18 protein-coding genes are annotated in these 16,593 nt (G+C 71.7%); 9 read left to right on the forward strand and 9 right to left on the reverse strand.

All coding sequences use genetic code 11. The annotated features are described in order from the left end of the window. Positions 1-40: 40 nt before the first annotated feature. Positions 41-871 carry a sigma-70 family RNA polymerase sigma factor gene (locus tag AB0H88_RS24995; RefSeq protein WP_357648274.1) on the reverse strand — a complete coding sequence of 277 codons (831 nt, stop codon included), beginning with the start codon at positions 869-871 and terminating at the stop codon, positions 41-43. Between the two features lie 232 nt (positions 872-1,103). On the opposite strand from AB0H88_RS24995, the gene AB0H88_RS25000 reads away from it, so the two are divergent. Both AB0H88_RS25000 and AB0H88_RS25005 read left to right on the forward strand, forming a co-directional pair. Next, a complete protein-coding gene (locus tag AB0H88_RS25000) occupies positions 1,104-1,859 on the forward strand; it encodes an SDR family oxidoreductase (RefSeq protein WP_357648276.1) in 756 nt (251 codons plus the stop codon). 59 nt (positions 1,860-1,918) lie between these two features. After that, positions 1,919-2,149, forward strand: coding sequence for a hypothetical protein (locus tag AB0H88_RS25005; RefSeq protein WP_357648278.1), 231 nt, complete (start codon positions 1,919-1,921; stop codon positions 2,147-2,149). A gap of 196 nt (positions 2,150-2,345) precedes the next feature. On the opposite strand, the gene AB0H88_RS25010 is transcribed toward AB0H88_RS25005, so the two are convergent. The 5 genes from AB0H88_RS25010 to AB0H88_RS25030 all read right to left on the reverse strand — a co-directional run bounded on the left by AB0H88_RS25010 (position 2,346) and on the right by AB0H88_RS25030 (position 7,188). After that, positions 2,346-2,612 (reverse strand): hypothetical protein, encoded by a 267-nt coding sequence (locus AB0H88_RS25010; protein WP_357648280.1) that lies wholly within the window; start codon positions 2,610-2,612, stop codon positions 2,346-2,348. A 127-nt stretch (positions 2,613-2,739) separates the two neighbouring features. Continuing rightward, positions 2,740-3,981 carry an MFS transporter gene (locus AB0H88_RS25015; protein ID WP_357648282.1) on the reverse strand — a complete coding sequence of 414 codons (1,242 nt, stop codon included), beginning with the start codon at positions 3,979-3,981 and terminating at the stop codon, positions 2,740-2,742. A 159-nt stretch (positions 3,982-4,140) separates the two neighbouring features. Next, complete coding sequence (locus AB0H88_RS25020; RefSeq protein ID WP_357648284.1) at positions 4,141-4,854, reverse strand: septal ring lytic transglycosylase RlpA family protein; 714 nt, start codon at positions 4,852-4,854, stop codon at positions 4,141-4,143. Positions 4,855-5,157: 303 nt separating this feature from the next. Then, positions 5,158-6,684, reverse strand: coding sequence for an ATP-dependent DNA ligase (locus AB0H88_RS25025; protein ID WP_357648286.1), 1,527 nt, complete (start codon positions 6,682-6,684; stop codon positions 5,158-5,160). Between the two features lie 129 nt (positions 6,685-6,813). Beyond that, positions 6,814-7,188, reverse strand: coding sequence for an FKBP-type peptidyl-prolyl cis-trans isomerase (locus AB0H88_RS25030; protein ID WP_357648288.1), 375 nt, complete (start codon positions 7,186-7,188; stop codon positions 6,814-6,816). Positions 7,189-7,265: 77 nt separating this feature from the next. Between AB0H88_RS25030 and AB0H88_RS25035 the strand changes: the two genes are divergently transcribed. Then, positions 7,266-8,021 carry an SDR family oxidoreductase gene (locus AB0H88_RS25035; protein ID WP_357648290.1) on the forward strand — a complete coding sequence of 252 codons (756 nt, stop codon included), beginning with the start codon at positions 7,266-7,268 and terminating at the stop codon, positions 8,019-8,021. 75 nt (positions 8,022-8,096) lie between these two features. Here the strand turns inward: AB0H88_RS25035 and AB0H88_RS25040 are convergent, their stop codons facing one another. After that, on the reverse strand, positions 8,097-9,536 hold the full coding sequence (locus AB0H88_RS25040; protein WP_357648292.1) for a GuaB1 family IMP dehydrogenase-related protein: 1,440 nt from the start codon (positions 9,534-9,536) through the stop codon (positions 8,097-8,099). Positions 9,537-9,630: 94 nt separating this feature from the next. On the opposite strand from AB0H88_RS25040, the gene AB0H88_RS25045 reads away from it, so the two are divergent. The 6 genes from AB0H88_RS25045 to AB0H88_RS25070 all read left to right on the forward strand — a co-directional run bounded on the left by AB0H88_RS25045 (position 9,631) and on the right by AB0H88_RS25070 (position 14,344). Beyond that, positions 9,631-10,086 carry a GyrI-like domain-containing protein gene (locus AB0H88_RS25045; protein WP_357648294.1) on the forward strand — a complete coding sequence of 152 codons (456 nt, stop codon included), beginning with the start codon at positions 9,631-9,633 and terminating at the stop codon, positions 10,084-10,086. A 131-nt stretch (positions 10,087-10,217) separates the two neighbouring features. Beyond that, entirely contained in the window at positions 10,218-11,435 is a 1,218-nt protein-coding gene (locus tag AB0H88_RS25050) for a glycosyltransferase (protein WP_357648296.1), read from the forward strand. Between the two features lie 11 nt (positions 11,436-11,446). After that, positions 11,447-12,157 carry a hypothetical protein gene (locus AB0H88_RS25055; protein ID WP_357648298.1) on the forward strand — a complete coding sequence of 237 codons (711 nt, stop codon included), beginning with the start codon at positions 11,447-11,449 and terminating at the stop codon, positions 12,155-12,157. Then, complete coding sequence (locus AB0H88_RS25060) at positions 12,154-12,498, forward strand: hypothetical protein (RefSeq protein ID WP_357648300.1); 345 nt, start codon at positions 12,154-12,156, stop codon at positions 12,496-12,498. The genes AB0H88_RS25055 and AB0H88_RS25060 overlap by 4 nt, the downstream gene beginning before the upstream one ends. After that, positions 12,498-13,577, forward strand: a complete 1,080-nt coding sequence (locus tag AB0H88_RS25065) for a glycosyltransferase family 4 protein (RefSeq protein WP_357648302.1) — start codon at positions 12,498-12,500, stop codon at positions 13,575-13,577. The genes AB0H88_RS25060 and AB0H88_RS25065 overlap by 1 nt, the downstream gene beginning before the upstream one ends. Next, positions 13,574-14,344 (forward strand): hypothetical protein, encoded by a 771-nt coding sequence (locus tag AB0H88_RS25070; protein WP_357648304.1) that lies wholly within the window; start codon positions 13,574-13,576, stop codon positions 14,342-14,344. The genes AB0H88_RS25065 and AB0H88_RS25070 overlap by 4 nt, the downstream gene beginning before the upstream one ends. Here the strand turns inward: AB0H88_RS25070 and AB0H88_RS25075 are convergent. Beyond that, positions 14,307-15,464, reverse strand: coding sequence for a cytochrome P450 (locus AB0H88_RS25075; protein ID WP_357648306.1), 1,158 nt, complete (start codon positions 15,462-15,464; stop codon positions 14,307-14,309). The genes AB0H88_RS25070 and AB0H88_RS25075 overlap by 38 nt on opposite strands. Position 15,465: 1 nt before the next feature. Next, positions 15,466-16,587, reverse strand: a complete 1,122-nt coding sequence (locus AB0H88_RS25080; RefSeq protein ID WP_357648308.1) for a CaiB/BaiF CoA-transferase family protein — start codon at positions 16,585-16,587, stop codon at positions 15,466-15,468. Between the last annotated feature and the right edge of the window lie 6 nt (positions 16,588-16,593).

Raw genomic sequence — 16,593 nt, forward strand, 5'->3', positions numbered from 1 at the left:
TCCGACGTACCGGGGGAGTAGAAGGGGCGCTCGAGACGTGTCAGTGCCACTCGCGACACCGCGGATCGGCGTGGCCGGTGTGGTCGCGGCGATCGCGGGCGGCTGCGTGCTGCTGGTCGCCGTCACGATCATTACCGCGGCTGCCGGGGCCCGCGCCGGAGCGCGCCGCCAGGCCACGCGGGCTGTCAGCTCTGGCGAGTCGTGAAGCAGACTCCCCGTTCGTCCTCGTGCAGGCCACGTCGGCGCCGGCCCAGGCGGTGAAGAGCTCTTCCAGCGCGGTCAGGTCGCCGGAGTGGGCGGCGGTGACGAAGGCGGCCAGCAGTCTGCGTTGCTCGGTCCTGGCCACGGGGGTGTGGCGTTCGACGAGCAGGTGTTTGCGGGCCCTGCTGACCAGCTGGCGTACGGCCGCCTCGCTGAGCCGGACGATGCCGGCGATCTGCCGGTAGGGGTAGTCGAACGCCTCCCGCAGCACGTACGCCGCCCGTTCCGTGGGCGAGAGCCGCTCCAGGAGCAGCAGGACCGCGAACTCCAGGGCCTCGCCGCGCTCGGCGCCCAGGTACGGGTCCGCGCCGGTGTCGACGGGTTCGGGCAGCCATGGGCCAGCGCAGGTCTCGCGGCGCACGCGTACGGACTGGACCGCGTTGATCGCCAGCCGCATGGTCACCGTCGCCAGAAACCCGGCCGGGCTGCCCACTGTGGCGCGGTCGTACGCCTGCCAGCGCAGCCAGACATCCTGCACGAGGTCCTCGGCTTCGGTGGCGCCCAGCATCCGATACGCGATCCCGAACAGGCGCGGCCGCACACCGACGAACACCGCCGCCGCCTGTTCGAGATCTTCCGGACCGCCTGCTCCAGGATCCGCCACTGCCATCGCCCCCGCTCCGGCGTACCTTTTGTCGGGTTATGCGAGCTTTGGGATATTCCTGGCATAGTACCTGCTGCCTATCTCGTTGAGCAGCGGGGACAGGCCAGGGGCGTGGCACAGCCAGGAAGAGCCTGAGAAGAGAATTTCGCGGCAGCTGTCACAAGCCCGGAGGCTGCCCTGTCTTAGCTGGCGGACCGGTTGGCACGTGGGTGCCCCGGCGGACAGAAGGGGTTGTGCCATGAAGGTCGTCGTGGTCGGCGGTACTGGCCTGATCGGATCGAAGCTGGTGGCGAAGCTGGGTGAGCACGGCCACGAGGCGGTGGCGGCGGCGCCGAGCACCGGTGTCAACACCCTCACCGGAGAAGGGCTGGCGCAGGTGCTGGCGGGTGCGCAGGTGGTGATTGACGTGTCGAACTCGCCGTCGTTCGAGCCCGCCGCGGTGATGGAGTTCTTCGAGACCTCCACCCGCAACCTGCTCGCCGCGGAGGCGGCGGCCGGTGTCGGGCATCATGTCGCGCTGTCGGTGGTGGGGACGGAGCGGATGCCGGAGAACGGCTACTTCGCCGCGAAGATCGCTCAGGAGCAGCTGATCGAGAAGTCGGGGATCCCGTTCTCGCTCGTACACGCGACGCAGTTCTTCCAGTTCGTCCGGAGCATCGCGGACCAGTCCACGGACGGCGACACGGTACGGATCGCGCCCGTGCGGTTCCAGCCCATCGCGGGCGACGAGGTCGCGCAGGCGGTCGGCCGGGTCGCGATGGGGCAGCCGCTGAACGGCCGGGTCGAGGTGGCCGGGCCCGAGCAGTCCCGGATGGATGAGTTCTTCCGCGACGCCCTGGCCGCCTGGGGCGACCCGCGCACGGTGGTCGCCGACCCGCAGGCGCGCTACTACGGCAGCGTGCCGGGCGAGCGGACGCTGGTACCGGATGAGGGCGCGATCCTCGGCAAGATCCGCTACCGCGACTGGCTCGAGCAGACCGCCGCCGCCCAGTAGCCCCACGTCTTCACTCCAGGTCCCTTTGACCGCACACCCAAGCCAACCATGGAGGAACGATGAACACTCCGAGCGGTGAGGACGGCTTCCTGTACGAGCTCCAGATCGAGGTCGAGGCGGAGGTGACCCTGGTCGAGACGAGCCGTCCGGAGGAGGCCGCCGAACTGCCGGTCACCGAATGGCTCTTCGATCCGACAGACGCCGAGCGCGAGGAGATCGGCCTGCGGGGTCTGCTCGACGCGGTCGAGGCGCTGGAGGACGACTCCCGGCGCGGCGATCACGGCGCGTGAGCCGCCCCCGCCCATGACCGCACGGCATTGACGCGCACTCTCGTACGCACTCTTGCGCGCACCTGATCATCCGCACTCTTGCGCGCACCTGATCACCGATCCACAGGACATCCGACAGCGATCGGCCGGAGAGCCGATGTCCAGCTCTCCGGCCGCCCGGTGAAGCCGGCCCCGTGCGGGGTCCGTCGTATCGAACTCAGCCGCCGGTGGGACGCGGGGCGCGCAGGTGGGCCCGCTGCGCCAGCTCCTCTTCCTCGACGTACGTGAGCATGGGCTGACCCGGCTCACACAGCATGAATACGACGAACTTGGTATGCGCGTCCGACAGGGCGTTGCCGTCCTGATAGTGGATCACTTCGCCGCCCGGCTCCCAGAACGTCTCACAAAGTGCGGCCCGCATCTGTGACAGGCCGTGCGACTTGTGCCTCGCGACGTCGCCGGTGGCGCGTCCGCTGCGGAGCATGGCCTCGCGGCCATTGCGGGTTTACCCACATAAGCGCTGGTCAGGCCAGGTTTGAGGGCACAGGGCCGAGGCTTTGCGGCCGCATGCCTCTACGCCCACCATCCGCCCAGTCGCCGATCAGTGAGCCTCACTCCGCTGGTTCGGGCAGCCGGAGCGCGTAAAAGAGCCAGACCAGGGCGAAGCCGACCGCGAGTACGCCGAGCGCGCGCGTGGCCCCGGCCATGCCCAGCGCGACGGTCAGCGGGGCCACCGCCAGCGACGACACGCCCTGCAGCCCCGACGACAATCCGAAGGCGGTGACCAGCACGCGGCCGCGGATGTGGTCGGGGCTGGCCAGTTGCAGCCCGTTGATGGCCAGGATGGCGCACGCGCCCACCCCGAGGTGGCCGGCCATGGCGGCGGGTACGCCTGACCACAGGCCGCCGGCCTGGGCCAGGGCGAGGTAGCCGAGCCCGAACACCGCCAGAGCGCCACCCGACACGATCAGCCGCCGCCGCGCTGACGTCCCGATCAGCCGCCGGCCCAGGAACGGACCGAGCACGGCGCCCACCCCCTGCGCCATGTAGAGGACGCCGACTCCGGCGTCGGTGGCGCCGAACCGTTCGAGCGCGTAGACGGGCAGGAGGCCGACCATGCCGTAACACAGGCGCAGGCCCGCCGTCAGCAGGAGCAGGGCCGCCACGGTGGGGGTGGCGCGGATGAAGCGCCACAGTTCGGCGGTGTCGGTGCGTACGCGCATCCGGCGGCTCTCCGCGCCCGTGGAGAACGGGCGGCGGATGCGGGCGATGAGGACGGCGGACGCGACGAAGGAGGCGGCGTCGATCAGCAGCGTGGCCGTGCCGCCCCAGGCGGTCGTGGCCAGGCCGCCGAGCCCGGCCCCGAGCAGCAGGCCGGAGGAGTAGAGGCTGCCGAGCGCGGCCTGCGCGGTGGGCAGCCGGTCGGGGGCGACGAGGTTGGGGAGTACGACCTCGGGGATCGGGCTCGACACCGCGGCCGACACCGACAGCACCGCCAGCGAGATCAGCGCCACCGGGACCGACCCCAGGTGGAAGGCGGCGAGCAGGCCCGCGAGGGGGACGATGGCGGCCAGGTCGCAGGCGATGCGCAGGCGGCGGCGGTCCAGGCGGTCGGTCAGCGAGCCGATGAGCGGCATCAGCAGGATGCCGGGCAGCGACTCGACGGCGAACAGCAGGGCCGTCAGCCCGGCCGAGCCGGTGCGGTGGTAGACGAAGGCGTTCAGGGCGACGAAGGTGAACCAGTCGCCGGTCAGGCTGAGGGCCGAGGCGAGGAAGAGGCGGCGGAAGTCGGGGTTGCCGCGCAGCAGCGCGAGCAGCGAGTTTCCGGGCAGGCGGGGAGGAACGGTTGACACCTGGTGACTCCAAGCAGCCGAGCCGTCCGGCCGGTCCTGGGCCGGACGGGCGAAGGGGGATCGCTTCGCGGGGTGCCCGGCCGGTCATGGGCCGGGCGGCTGCTGATCAGTCACAGAGGTGTGGCATGGGTGGAGGTTAACGCACCGCGGGTCTCGGCGTCAGGAGCGGGCGAGGACCTCGTACTTGACCCTCATGACCCCGGACCCCGTGTCGCCGATGGCGGAGAAGGCGGCTGCCGAGAGGTCGAGGCAGCGGCCGCCCACGTACGGACCGCGGTCGTTGATGCGGACCGTGACCGAGTCGCCGTTCGCCGGGTTGGTGACACGGACCTTGCTGCCGAGCGGGAGTGTCTTGTGGGCGGCGGTCATGGCCGACGGGTCGAAGCGTTCGCCGCTGGCGGTCATCTGCCCCTCGTCGTAGTACGACGCGCCGCAGGTGCCCGAACTGAGGACGCGGGTCTTCAGCTTGGCCGCCTCGGTCTTCGCCTTGCGGACCGGCTCGGTCTTCGCCTTCTCGACGGGCTTGGTCGGCGGCTGGGCGGCTTCGGCCTTCGGCAGGGAGGTGGCCTTGGGGCTGGATGACGGCTTGGATGAGGGCTTGGGGGCGGCCGACTTGGTGCTCGGCGTGTTCGGCTGGGGCGTCATGGTCGCCGGCGGAGGGGTGTCGGCCCTCGTGTACGTGGGGGACGGCGACGCGTCCAGTGCCGCGGTGGGCTTGGGGGCGTCGTCGTTGGCGACGGCCGCCCAGGCGGTGGTCGAGGCTGCGGCGACGACGGCCGCGCCGGCCGCGACGGTGACCCAACGGCGCTTGGCCGGAGTCTTCTTCTGGCTCTCCGAGTTCGGACGGCTCGGGTTGTAGGAGTGCTGGCCCAAGGTAAACCACAGTCCTAGCTAGGGGAAAGGACAGGGAAAGGCCAGGTCGGGGCGGATATGGGGGCGCGCGTCGGCCGATCCCTCGCTCGGGGCGGGTGCCCCGCGAACGTGGTCGAACATATGCGACAAACAGCGAGTAAAGACAACTTAATGGGACATTCAGTGATATATATCACTTTGGTCACGAGTCGACCAGAACGCTGAGCGTACGCCGAGGATCTTGGGGCAGCCGGAAAACGCCGACTCTGTCACCTTGGGGATAGGCGAGGGCATCCCAAGAGGAGCAAGAGCCGTACCAAAGGGTCAGATCATGAGCGAGCGGACAGTCTCCACTGTGTCGGCGTCCGCGGCCCGCTTGTCGGGCCGGTACCTCAGCACCCGCGCGAATCGCAGCGCCATCCCACCGGGATAGCGCGGCGACCGCTGCACCCCGTCGAAGGCGATCTCCACGACCAGCTCAGGCCGCAGATTGACGGTCCACTCCTCGGTGGACCCCTCGGCCAGCTCCAGGAAGCGTTCGGTCTGCCAGGCGAGCAGCTCGTCGGTCAGTCCCTTGAACGTCTTGCCCAGCATCACGAACCCGCCGCTCTGCGGGTCGCGGGCGCCGAGGTGGAGGTTGGACAGCTTGCCTTCGCGGCGGCCGTGACCCCATTCGGCCGCGAGGACGACCAGGTCGAGCGTGTGCCTCGGCTTGACCTTGATCCACCCGGCGCCCCGGCGGCCGGCCGCGTAGGGGGAGGTCAGCGACTTGACGACCAGGCCCTCGTGGCCGGCCTTGATCACGTCGATGAAGTACTTCTCCGCCTCCGCCACCTCGCCCGTGATGAGCCGCGGCGTGAGCAGACCGGGCGTGACGGTCTGGCCCAGGACCTCCTGGCGCTGGGCGTAGGGCAGATCGAGCAGGTCGGCCCCGTCCACCCGCAGCGCATCGAAGAAGAACACGCTCAGCGGCGTGTCCTCCCGCAGCCGCGGGGCGCCGGTCTTGGTGGTCACCCTGCTGGCCGTCACCTGGAACGGGTGCGGCCGCCCGTCGGGACCCAGCGCGAGCACCTCGCCGTCGAGCACGAGATCGTCGGAGGCCAGGCCGAGCACGGCCTCCACGAGTTCGGGCACCTGCGCGGTGATGTCGTCGAGCGTGCGGGTGAACACGCGAACCTGGTCGCCGGAGCGGTGGGCCTGCACGCGTACGCCGTCGAGCTTCCACTCCAGCGCCGCCGGGGCGCCCGCCTTCTCCAGCGCGGCGGCGACGTTCGGGGCGCTGCCGGCGAGCATGGGCGAGACCGCCCGGCCCACCTCGAGCTTGAAGGCGTGCAACGCCGCCATGCCACCGGTCAGCGCCGCCGCGCCCACGGCGGGCAGCCAGCCGCGCAGCGTGAGCGCCCGCCGCACGTCGGCGGACGGCGCGCCCGACGCTTTGGCGATCGCCTCGATCATCACTCCGTCGAGGGCACCCTGGCGCAGCTCGCCGCTGAGCAGCCGGAGCATGAACGCCTGCTCCTGGCTGGTCAGTCCGGCGAACAGCTCGGTGACCAGGGCCTTGCGGGTCGCCTGCGAGCCCTGGCCGGAGACGGACTTGATCCGCGACAGCAGGGCGTCGACGTGGGTCAGGGTGGCGGTGGCGGCCAGCTTGGCCGGGGGCGGATCCTGGAGGGTCCGCCAGCCCACACCCACCTGGCGCTGAGGCAGCTCACCCGACAGGTAGGAGATGGCTATCTCCGCCTCATCGGCACCGACCCTGCCGAGCAGTTCGGCCAGATGGCCGACCTTGCCGAGCCGGGCGGACGTGCGCGTCACCGCCTCCGAAACCCGTACCACGTCGATCAACAGCACATGCCCTATGTTGCCGTACTTCGCCGACAAATCCGCCGCGCCAGGACCAGCATTTTGCACGGCGATGGGGCCCCCGAGGGGTGGGGCGGGTGTGCGACCCGCCCCAGGGTGTTAGCGGACGCTCAGGTGTCAGCGGACGCCCAGGAGGTCGACGACGAAGATGAGCGTCTCTCCCCCCTTGATGCGGGCGCCGGCGCCGCGGTTGCCGTAGCCGAGGTGCGGGGGGATCACCAGCTTGCGGCGGCCACCCACCTTCATCCCGGCCACGCCCTGGTCCCAGCCGGCGATGACACGCCCGCCGCCGAGCGGGAACTCGAACGCCTCACCGCGGTTCCACGACGCGTCGAACTCCTCGCCGGTCGAGAACGCGACGCCCACGTAGTGGACGCTGACGTCCTGGCCGGGCTTGGCCTCGGGGCCGTTCCCCTCGACGATGTCGACGATCTCCAGGTCGGTGGGCGGGTTACCCTCCGGGAAGTCGATTTCCGGCTTCTCGAGTGCCACGAATTGCTCCTGTTACGAGTATTGGCGATCAGGAATGGACCCGACGACTCTATGCGCTCGGGATATGGTCATCGTTCATGGCCGCCCTTTCTGCCGATGGGATCCTGCTCACCGGGCGCGTTGCCGTGATCACCGGGGCGGCCCGGGGGATCGGGCGGGCGATCGCGGAGACGTTCGCGGCATTCGGGGCTCATGTCGCGATCTGCGACCGGGACAAGCCTCAAACGGGCAGCGAGCTCGCGATGACGCTGGACGTGCGGGATCCGGTCGCCGTGGAGGTGTTCGCGCAGGCCGTGCACGAGCGGTGGGGGCGCGTGGACGTGCTGGTGAACAACGCGGGCGGGACGTTCCACGCCGCGTTCGCCGACACGACGGCCCGCGGCGAGCGGACCCTGATCGAGGAGAACTTCACGCAGGTCACCGGCATGATCCGCCGGATGCTGCCGATGATGGGCGCCGGGGCGTCGATCATCAACGTGACCTCCAGCGAGGCGCACCAGGCGGCGCCGGGGTTCGCGGTCTACGCGGCGATGAAGGCGGGGCTGGAGAGCCTGACGAAGTCGCTCGCGCTGGAGTTCGCGCCCCTGGGCATCAGGGTGAACGCCATCGCGCCCGACGGGCTGCCCACCGAGGGCGAGACACACGTGCGGGAGCGGATGGCGGACGGACCCTTCGAGCCGGTACGCCTGCCGCCGCTCGGGCACCTCGGGGAGCCGGCCGACGCGGCGGGCGCGGCGGTGTTCCTGGCCAGCGAGCTGGCCAGGTTCGTGACCGGCACGACGGTGCACGTCGACGGCGGGATCCACGCGGCAGGCGGCTGGCGCAGAACCTGAGCCGCGCCACCAGCCCGAGCCGCGCCACCAGCCCGAGCGAGCTACCAGCCTGAGCGAGCTACCAGCCTGAGCGAGCTACCAGCTCTGGTGCAGCGGCATGCCCTCGGTGTAGCCGGAGGCGCTCTGGATGCCGACCACCGCGCGCTCGTGCAGCTCCTCCAGGCTGGCCGCCCCCGCGTACGTGCACGAGGACCGCAGCCCGGCCACGATCGCGTCGATCTGGTCCTCCACGCTCGGCCGCCGCGGATCCAGGTACATGCGCGAGGTCGAGATCCCCTCCTCGAACAGCGCCTTCCTGGCCCGTTCGAACGGGCTGTCCTCCGCCGTGCGCAGCCGCACGGCCCGCGCGGACGCCATGCCGAAGTTCTCCTTGTACCTGCGCCCGTCGGCGTCGGTCCGCGCGTCGCCGGGAGACTCGTACGTCCCGGCGAACCACGAGCCGATCATCACGTTGGCCGCGCCCGCGGCCAGGGCGAGCGCCACGTCGCGCGGGTGCCGGACACCGCCGTCGGCCCACACGTGCCGCCCGAGCCGTCGCGCCTCCGCCGAGCATTCGAGCACGGCCGAGAACTGCGGCCGCCCCACCCCGGTCATCATCCGCGTCGTGCACATGGCGCCGGGGCCGACCCCCACCTTGAGGATGTCCGCGCCCGCTTCCACCAGGTCGCGCACGCCCTCGGCGGTCACCACGTTGCCCGCCGCCACCGGCACGCCCGGGTCGAGCGCCCGGACCGCGCGCAGGGCGGAGACCATCTTCTCCTGGTGCCCGTGCGCGGTGTCGACCACCAGGCAGTCGATCCCGGCCTCGAGCAGTTCCTTGGCCTTGGCCGCGACGTCGCCGTTCACGCCGACGGCGGCGGCGACGCGCAGCCGGCCGGCGGTGTCCAGCGCGGGCTGGTAGAGCGTGGCGCGCAGGGCGCCCGTGCGGGTCATGATGCCGACCAGCCGGCCTTCGGCGTCCACGATGGGCGCCAGGCGGTGACGGCCCCCGTGCAGCCGGTCGAACGCCGCGCGCGGCTCCAGCCCGGCCGGCAGCGTCAGCAGCTCGCTCGACATCACCTGCGACAGCTGCGTGTACATGTCGACGCCCTGGCAGTCGGCCTCGGTCACCACGCCGACCGGCCGGTTGTCCCAGTCGACGACGATGACCGCGCCGTGCGCGCGCTTGGGCAGCAGCTGCATGGCCTCGCCGACCGTGTCGTGCGGCGTCAGCGTGAGCGGTGTGTCGTGGATGAGGTCGCGCTTCTTGACCCAGTCGACGACCTCTGTCACGACGTCGATGGGAATGTCCTGGGGGATCACGGTGATGCCGCCCCGGCGGGCGATCGTCTCGGCCATGCGCCGGCCGGCGACCGCGGTCATGTTCGCCACGACGATCGGAATGGTGGTGCCCGTGCCGTCGTTCGTCGAAAGATCGACCGCGAGCCGGGAACCGACCGAGGAACGCGACGGGACCATGAACACGTCGCTGTATGTCAGGTCGTATTGCGGCTCGAGGCCGTTAAGGAACTTCACGTTCGTCCATCTTATGCGGTGGGTGGCTAAGGAGGGGGTTCCCGTTTCTTATGGCCATATGATCGGCCGGGATACTTAGGGGGATGGAGGGCCTGTGGAGGTCACTGAGAGAAACGAGCTGACAGTCGTCGGTATCGCCGTACGTACCTCGAACGCCGACGAGATCGACCCCGCCAGGGCGAAGCTGCCCGTGCTGTGGCAGCGGGCGGGCGCCCCCGGGGCGTTCGCGCACATCCCGGGACGCGTCGACGAGAACCTTTACGCGGTGCTGACCGATTACGAGAGCGACCATCACGGCGCCTACACGCAGATCGTCGGCATCGGCGTGCGGACGGTCCCCAGGCTGCCCGAGGGCATGGTCGCCGTACGCGTGCCAGCGGGCCCGGCTCTGCGGGTCGAGGCGCGCGGCCAGATGCCGCAGGCGATCGTCGACGCCTGGCAGCAGGTGTGGAAGCACACCGAGTCGGGCGGGACGCCCGCGCGGGCGTTCATGACGGACCTCGAGGTGCACCACCCCGGTGGCGCCGACCTCTACATCGCCGTCTACTGATCGTCCGCACCGAACCCGAGCCCGTTCGGGCTCGGGTCGTGGCCTCACAGACCGAGCACGGTGGCGGCTTCGACGCCGTGCGTCGGTAGAAGCTGTGCGTCAGCGGAAACGGCGCGAATAGACTGCGCGCCGTGCGTGCCGCCTATTTCGCCTTTGACCGGTTCCCTTCCAGCAAGGGGTCGGCGGTGCACATCGGGCAGATGGCCGCCGAGCTGTTCGACCGGTTCGGAGGCGGGCTGCTGGGGGTGCTGGGCGGGGGCGGGCTGCCGCGCTACCAGCGCGAGGGCGGTGTCCAGATCGCCAGGTTCGACGAGCAGATCCCCAACCTGATCGACCGGGCCGAGGCATACTCGCACTGGGTCGCCCGCCATCTCGCGCCGCACCTGGAGACGCTGGAACTGGTCCACGTGCGTGACCCCTGGAGCGCGCTGCCGGCGCTCGGCCACCGGCACAAGGTGGTGTACGAGGTGAACGGGCTGCCGTCCATCGAGCTGCCGCACACCTGGCCGCAGGCGGCCCCCGCCACGGTCGCCAAGTTGCGGCGGCTGGAGGCGCACTGCCTGGAACAGGCGGACGCGGTTGTCGTGCCATCGAGCGTCATCGGGGACGCCATCCGCAGAATGGGGATAAATCCGGAAAAGGTGTTCCTCGTTCCGAACGCCGCCAACCCCGTCACCCCGACGCCGACCGCGCCGACCGCGCCGGTCGCGCCGACCGCGCCGACCGCGCCGACCGCGCCGGTGGCTGAGGCCGCCGGAGCCGCGTCAGCGACACCGGGCGGCGCCCGCCCGCCCGGCACGCCCGAGCGCTACCTGATCTACGTAGGCGCCCTGCAGCGCTGGCAGGGCGTGGACGTGCTGCTCCGCGCCTTCGCCAGGCTGGCCGACCTGACCGAACTGCGGTTGGTCGTCTGCTCCTCCGTCCCGGAACGCCGCGCCAAACCGCTCCAGCGCCTCGCCGACCGCCTGGGGGTGGCCGAGCGGATGGTGTGGCGGTTCACGCTGCCCCACGACGAGGTGGCCGGCTGGCTGGCCGGCGCGGCCGTGTCCGCCGCCCCGCTCACCGCCTGCCCGCGCAACCTCGACCAGGGCTGCGCCCCGCTCAAGATCCTGGAGTCGATGGCGGCCGGCACTCCGGTGGTGGCCTCGGACCTGCCGGCCGTACGGGAGATCCTGGGGGAGGACGGGCGGCTGGTCGCGCCCGACCGGCCCGCCGAGCTGGCCCGCGCGATCCGGATCCTCCTGGAGTACCCCGACCAGGCGCGGGCGATGGCGGAGCGGGCCAGGGGCAGGGTGCCCAGCTGGGCGGATTCCCGGGCGAGGCTCGCCGAGGTTTATCGCCGTGTGTAGTGTTTCGAGCCATGTTCTGGCGGAAGACACGGGCGGCGATCGCCGGGTTCCACCCGCTGCACCAGACCCTCATCTGGGAGCACACGCTGTCGGCCACGCTGCCCAGGGCGGAATGGGCGACGCTGCTGGCCAGCCTCTCCCGGCATCGCGGGCTCGTCCGCCGGCCCAAGTGGCGGCTGCCCGCGCGTACGGAGAGCCTGCTGGTGCCGTTGATCAGGGTGCTCTGTGAAGACGTCGGCGGCGGCATGGTCGGCATCACCGCCGATCTGCGCGGCCACGGCGTCCCCGGAAAGGAGAGCCCGCACCGGTCCCTGCCCGTCGTACGGCCGGTGCGCCGGGCCGAGGAGTGGTGGGTGCGCGATCCGTGGCTCAGCGTCCGCTCGGAGTTACGCGACGGCAGCGTGCTCACGCTCGCCGTCACCGATGTGGTCAGGCGTCGCCGCATCGTCAAGGTCAACCCGCGGGGCAAGCGCAAGACCAAGACCAAGGCCAAGGCCGTGCAGCACATTCAGACCAGCCGCTCGCTGGCCAAGGGCCAGGTGCCGGCGCGGCCGGGCACCCCGCCGCCGTGGTGGATCCGGGTGAAGGTCCGTCCGGGCGTGAAGACCGTGATCAGGGCCGCCGCCAAGGTGCCGCTGCCCGCCGAGCGCGACCAGCTCGGGGCGATCATGACGGTGGCGACCGAACCGTTCAGGTGGACGCAGAGGAGGAGGGTCGCGTGATCCCGTGCATGGTGAGCACCGGATTCTTCGTGCTCGGCCGCTGCGGCCGCGCGCCGGTCACCGCCTGCGCCGGGTGTGGCAGGCCGATCTGTGACCGGCACGTCGGGCCCGGCGGCGTCTGTCCCGAGTGCGCGACCGCCCAGGGCTACGGCTCGGCCTACGACCCGTTCTGGACCAGCGGCTTCCGCCGCGACCACTACCAGAGCACCTCCTCCACCTACCAGGACCCCGGCTGGTACGGCACGTTCGACGACTACGACAGAGGCGCCTTCGACCCCGAGGACCAGGGCGACTTCGGTGACTTCGGCGACGGCGACGAGCGCGATTTCGTGGACAGCTGATGCGGCTGCTGTGGCTCACCGAGCACTACCCGCCGAGCAGGGGCGGCATGGCCGAGTCCTGCGACAGGATCGTCAGGGGCCTGCGTGAGGCGGGCGTGGAGATCGACGTCGCGCACCTGACCAGGCGGGCGCGGCCCTGGCAGACCGGCGGCGAGCGGGGCGGGCGGCTGCTCACCGTGCCGCTGGAGGACAATCCCGAGCACGCGCTGCGCCGGCTGTGGACCGTGCTGCGCGGCGAGTCGTACACGCACGTGGTGGCGTTCGGCGGCACGTACGCCATGCTCGGCGCCCCGATCCTGGCCGCGTGGCTCGGCGCCCCGCTGGTGACGCTGCTGCGCGGCAACGACTTCGACACCGGTGTCTTCTCGCTGCGCCGCAGGGGCGCCCTGCTCGACGCGTTACGGGCCTCGGCCACGGTGTGCGTGGTGGCCTCCGGGCACGCGCCGCTGGTGTCCGCGCTGGTTCCGGAGGCGCGGGTGCGGTGGGTGGCCAACGGCATCGACACCGCCGGCTGGCAGGTCCTGCCCTCCGAACGCGCGGCGGGCCTGGCCAGGCGGGCCGCCGCCGGTCGGCGCACGATCGGGCTCATCGGGCAGCTCAAGAACAAGAAGGGCGTCGGCTTCCTGCTCGACGCGCTGGCCGCCTCCGGGCACGCCGACCTGTTCCACCTGCTGCTCGTCGGGGAACTGGAGGCCGACCTGGCCGTGCCGGCCGGGCACACGCGGCTGCCGTTCCTCGACCGGTACGAGCTGCCCGCGCTCTATGCCGCCTGCGACCTGGTCGCGCTGCCCTCCTTCTACGACGGCCTGCCGAACGTGGCCCTGGAGGCCGCGGCCCTCGGCGTCCCGCTGCTCGCCTCCGACGCGGGCGGGCTGGCCGACCTGGTCGACGACGAGATCGGCTTCCGCTTCGCAGCCGGGGACCCGCACGAGTGCCGGGCGGCGGTCGACCGGGCCGCGCGGGCCACGGACGAGCAGCTGGCCAAGCTGGGCACGGCGGCGGCCGAGCGGGTACGCAGGGACTTCACGGTGGCCGCCGAGACGGAGGGCTACCTGAAGGTGTTCAACGAGAACGCATGATCGTCTGCTACGCCCGAGGCGGCGGGCTCGGCCATCTCACCCGGGTCCGGGCCTACCTGCACACGGTCCATCCGGGCGCCGCGGCCACGATCCGCACCGAGTGGCCGCGCGACCCGGCCGTGCTCGCGTGGGCCGACGAGATCGTGGTGGACGCCTTCCCCGCCGGGCTCGGCGGCGAGCTGGACGCGGCGGGCGTGCCGCCGGGGGCGCGGGTCGTGCACCTGGCCAGGCTGCTGCGCTGGGACGCCTACCGGCCGCTGATCCAGGACCGGCCGCTCCGCTTCGCCCAGACGTGGCTGGCCGAGCCGGTGAGCGGGCCGCACTTGTCGTATCTGCGCTCGGTCTCGGATCGGATCGATCCCCTGTCGCTCCTGGACCCGCCGCCCGCCACGGCGCCCGGGGACCCGCCGGGCCCATGGCCTGTGACGGCTCCGGGGGACTGGCTGATCGTGCATTCCGGGCCGCCGGGCGAGATCCTGGAGCTGGTGGCGTACGCCCGCGAGAGCGCCCTGCTCGAAGGTCTCAGCCCGCGCCTCGTGCTCGTCTCGCCCGCCGCGCCGCCCGGCCTGCCCGCCGGGGTGGCCCATCGCGCCGTCCGTCCGGCCTGGCCGCTGTTCGCGACGGCCGGCCGCATCGTCTCCGCCGCCGGGTTCAACGTGGTACGGCAGGCCGCGCCGTACCGGCACAAGCATCGGATGGTGCCCTTCCCCCGCCGCTTCGACGACCAGTTCACCCGCGCGGCGAGAGCACGACGGGAAAGGACGTGACGCCGCGCACGAACGCGTTGGGCAGGATGCGCGGGCCCGTGTCGTCGGCCCAGGCGGCCGAGCCCACCCGGTCGATCCACTCCTCGAAGAAGATCCGTAACTCCAGCCGGGCCAGTGACGCGCCCAGGCAGAAGTGGGTCCCCAGGCCGAACGCGATGTGCCCGCCCGGCTTGCGCGTCACGTCGAACACCTCCGGACGCTCGAACACCGCCTCGTCCCGGTTCGCCGAGCCGTACATGAGCAGGACCTGCCGGCCTCGCCCGATGCGCTGCCCATGGAGCTCGGTGTCGCGGGTGGCCGAGCGGCACATGTTCAGGATCGGGGTGGTCCAGCGGATGAACTCCTCCACGGCGTTGTCGATCAGGCCGCGGTCCTCGCGCAGCAGCCGCCACTGGTCCGGGTGACGGATCAGCGCGTCGATCGCGGTCGCGATGACCGTACGGGTGGTCTCCGCGCCGCCGTCGAGCAGCAGCAGCGCCTCGTTCGCCAGGTGGTCGTCGTCGTAGGCGGCCCGGCCGGACCACAGGGTCACCAGATCGTCGGCCGGGCACGCGCGGCGTTCGGCGGCCAGGGCCAGTACGGCCTCGCCGAACTCGCCCGCGGCGACCGCGGCCTCGTGCGTGACGTAGCGCAGGCCGCCGCCCGCCACGATCGTGGTCTCCGACCAGTGCTTGAGCCGCGGCCAGTCCGCGTCGGGGAAGCCGAGCAGCCAGCCGATCATGCGGGCGGGCAGCGGCGCGGCCAGGGCGGGCACCGCGTCGACGGTGCCGGCCTCCAGGGCCTGGTCGATCAGCTCGACGACGACCTCGCGGACGCGGGCGGCGTAGCGCTCGTGGACGTGGCGCGGCGTGAAGCGCCGGTAGACGAGGCGGCGGTGCTCGGCGTGCTCCGGGTCGTCCATCCCGATCATCGACGGATCGGAGGGCAGCTGGGGGCGGTAACCGCCGGTGCTGGTCCACAGCCCGGGATCGCGCTCGATGGCCGTGATGTCGGCGTGGCGGGAGATGCCCCACAGCCCGTTGGCGGCGTCGTGGTGGACGGGGGAGTGCTCACGCAGCCAGGCATAGACGGGTGCCGGGTCGCCCGCGTACAGGGCGCCGTCGAGCAGGTCGGGGTCCATGTCAGGCCAGCACCCCCTGGGAACGCAGCTTCTCCGCCTCCTCGGCGCTCAGGCCCCAGGCGGACAGGTCGGCGAGCCGGGTGGCGGGCGAGAGGTCCTGGTCCGGCACGCCGAGCAGGCGCGGGGCGGGGACCGGCTGGCTGAGGCCGCCGACGTCGGCGAAGGCGCCCCTGGCCACATTGTGCGGATGCCGGACGGCCTCCTTCATGGACAGGACCGGCGACACGCACGCGTCGGAGCCCTCGAACACCGCCTCCCACTCCGCCCGCGTCCGCGACCTGAACTCCTCGGCCAGGCGGGCCTTGAGCGCCGGCCACTGCTTCCTGTCGCCGCGGTCCGGCAGGTCCGTCAGCCCCATCCGCGTCACCATCGCGTCCCAGAACTGCGGCTCCAGCGAGCCGACCGCCATGAACTCCCCGTCGGCCGTCTCATAGGTGTCGTAGTGGGGCGCACCGGTGTCCAGCAGGTTGGTGCCGCGCGGGCCCCAGAAGCCGCTCTGGACGCCGTGGTAGAACATCGCGAACAGGATCGCGGCGCCGTCCACCATGGCCGCGTCGATCACCCGGCCCTTGCCGGTGCGTTCCCGCTCGAACAGGGCGAGCAGCACACCGTACGCGAGCATGAGACCGCCGCCGGCGAAGTCGCCCAGGATGTTGATCGGCGGCGTCGGCTTGTCCTCCGCGCGGCCGAGCATCGACAGGATGCCGGAGATCGCGATGTAGTCGATGTCGTGGCCCGCGGTGGCGGCGAGCGGCCCGTCCTGTCCCCAGCCGGTCATCCGGCCGTAGATCAGCCGCTCGTTCACCGCGTGGAGGTCGGCGGGGCCGATGCCGAGCCGTTCGGCCACACCGGGCCGGAAGACCTCGATGACGACGTCGGCGTTCCTGGCCAGCTCCTTGAGCGCGGCGACGCCCTCGGGCGACTTCAGGTCCAGGCCGATGGTGTGCTTGCCGCGGTCCATGACGTCCGTGCGCGGCTCGTCGGAGACGGCGGACACGCGGTCGACGCGCAGCACGTCGGCGCCGTGGTCGGCGAGCATCATCCCGGCGAACGGGCCCGGCGCGAGTCCCGCGAGCTCCAGCACCCGGATCCCGGCGAGCGGGCCCTGACGGCCTTCAGACATCGGCAT

It is taken from the genome of Nonomuraea sp. NPDC050680, from assembly GCF_040654555.1.
Lineage (GTDB): Bacteria > Actinomycetota > Actinomycetes > Streptosporangiales > Streptosporangiaceae > Nonomuraea.

What these genes read in the sequence shown, in the direction of transcription:
- AB0H88_RS24995 (WP_357648274.1), bottom strand. Translation starts at nt 871, where the DNA reads ATGGCAGTGGCGGATCCTGGAGCAGGCGGTCCGGAAGATCTCGAACAG.
- AB0H88_RS25000 (WP_357648276.1), top strand. Translation starts at nt 1,104, where the DNA reads ATGAAGGTCGTCGTGGTCGGCGGTACTGGCCTGATCGGATCGAAGCTG.
- AB0H88_RS25005 (WP_357648278.1), top strand. Translation starts at nt 1,919, where the DNA reads ATGAACACTCCGAGCGGTGAGGACGGCTTCCTGTACGAGCTCCAGATC.
- AB0H88_RS25010 (WP_357648280.1), bottom strand. Translation starts at nt 2,612, where the DNA reads ATGCTCCGCAGCGGACGCGCCACCGGCGACGTCGCGAGGCACAAGTCG.
- AB0H88_RS25035 (WP_357648290.1), top strand. Translation starts at nt 7,266, where the DNA reads ATGGCCGCCCTTTCTGCCGATGGGATCCTGCTCACCGGGCGCGTTGCC.
- AB0H88_RS25055 (WP_357648298.1), top strand. Translation starts at nt 11,447, where the DNA reads ATGTTCTGGCGGAAGACACGGGCGGCGATCGCCGGGTTCCACCCGCTG.
- AB0H88_RS25065 (WP_357648302.1), top strand. Translation starts at nt 12,498, where the DNA reads ATGCGGCTGCTGTGGCTCACCGAGCACTACCCGCCGAGCAGGGGCGGC.
- AB0H88_RS25070 (WP_357648304.1), top strand. Translation starts at nt 13,574, where the DNA reads ATGATCGTCTGCTACGCCCGAGGCGGCGGGCTCGGCCATCTCACCCGG.
- AB0H88_RS25075 (WP_357648306.1), bottom strand. Translation starts at nt 15,464, where the DNA reads ATGGACCCCGACCTGCTCGACGGCGCCCTGTACGCGGGCGACCCGGCA.
- AB0H88_RS25080 (WP_357648308.1), bottom strand. Translation starts at nt 16,587, where the DNA reads ATGTCTGAAGGCCGTCAGGGCCCGCTCGCCGGGATCCGGGTGCTGGAG.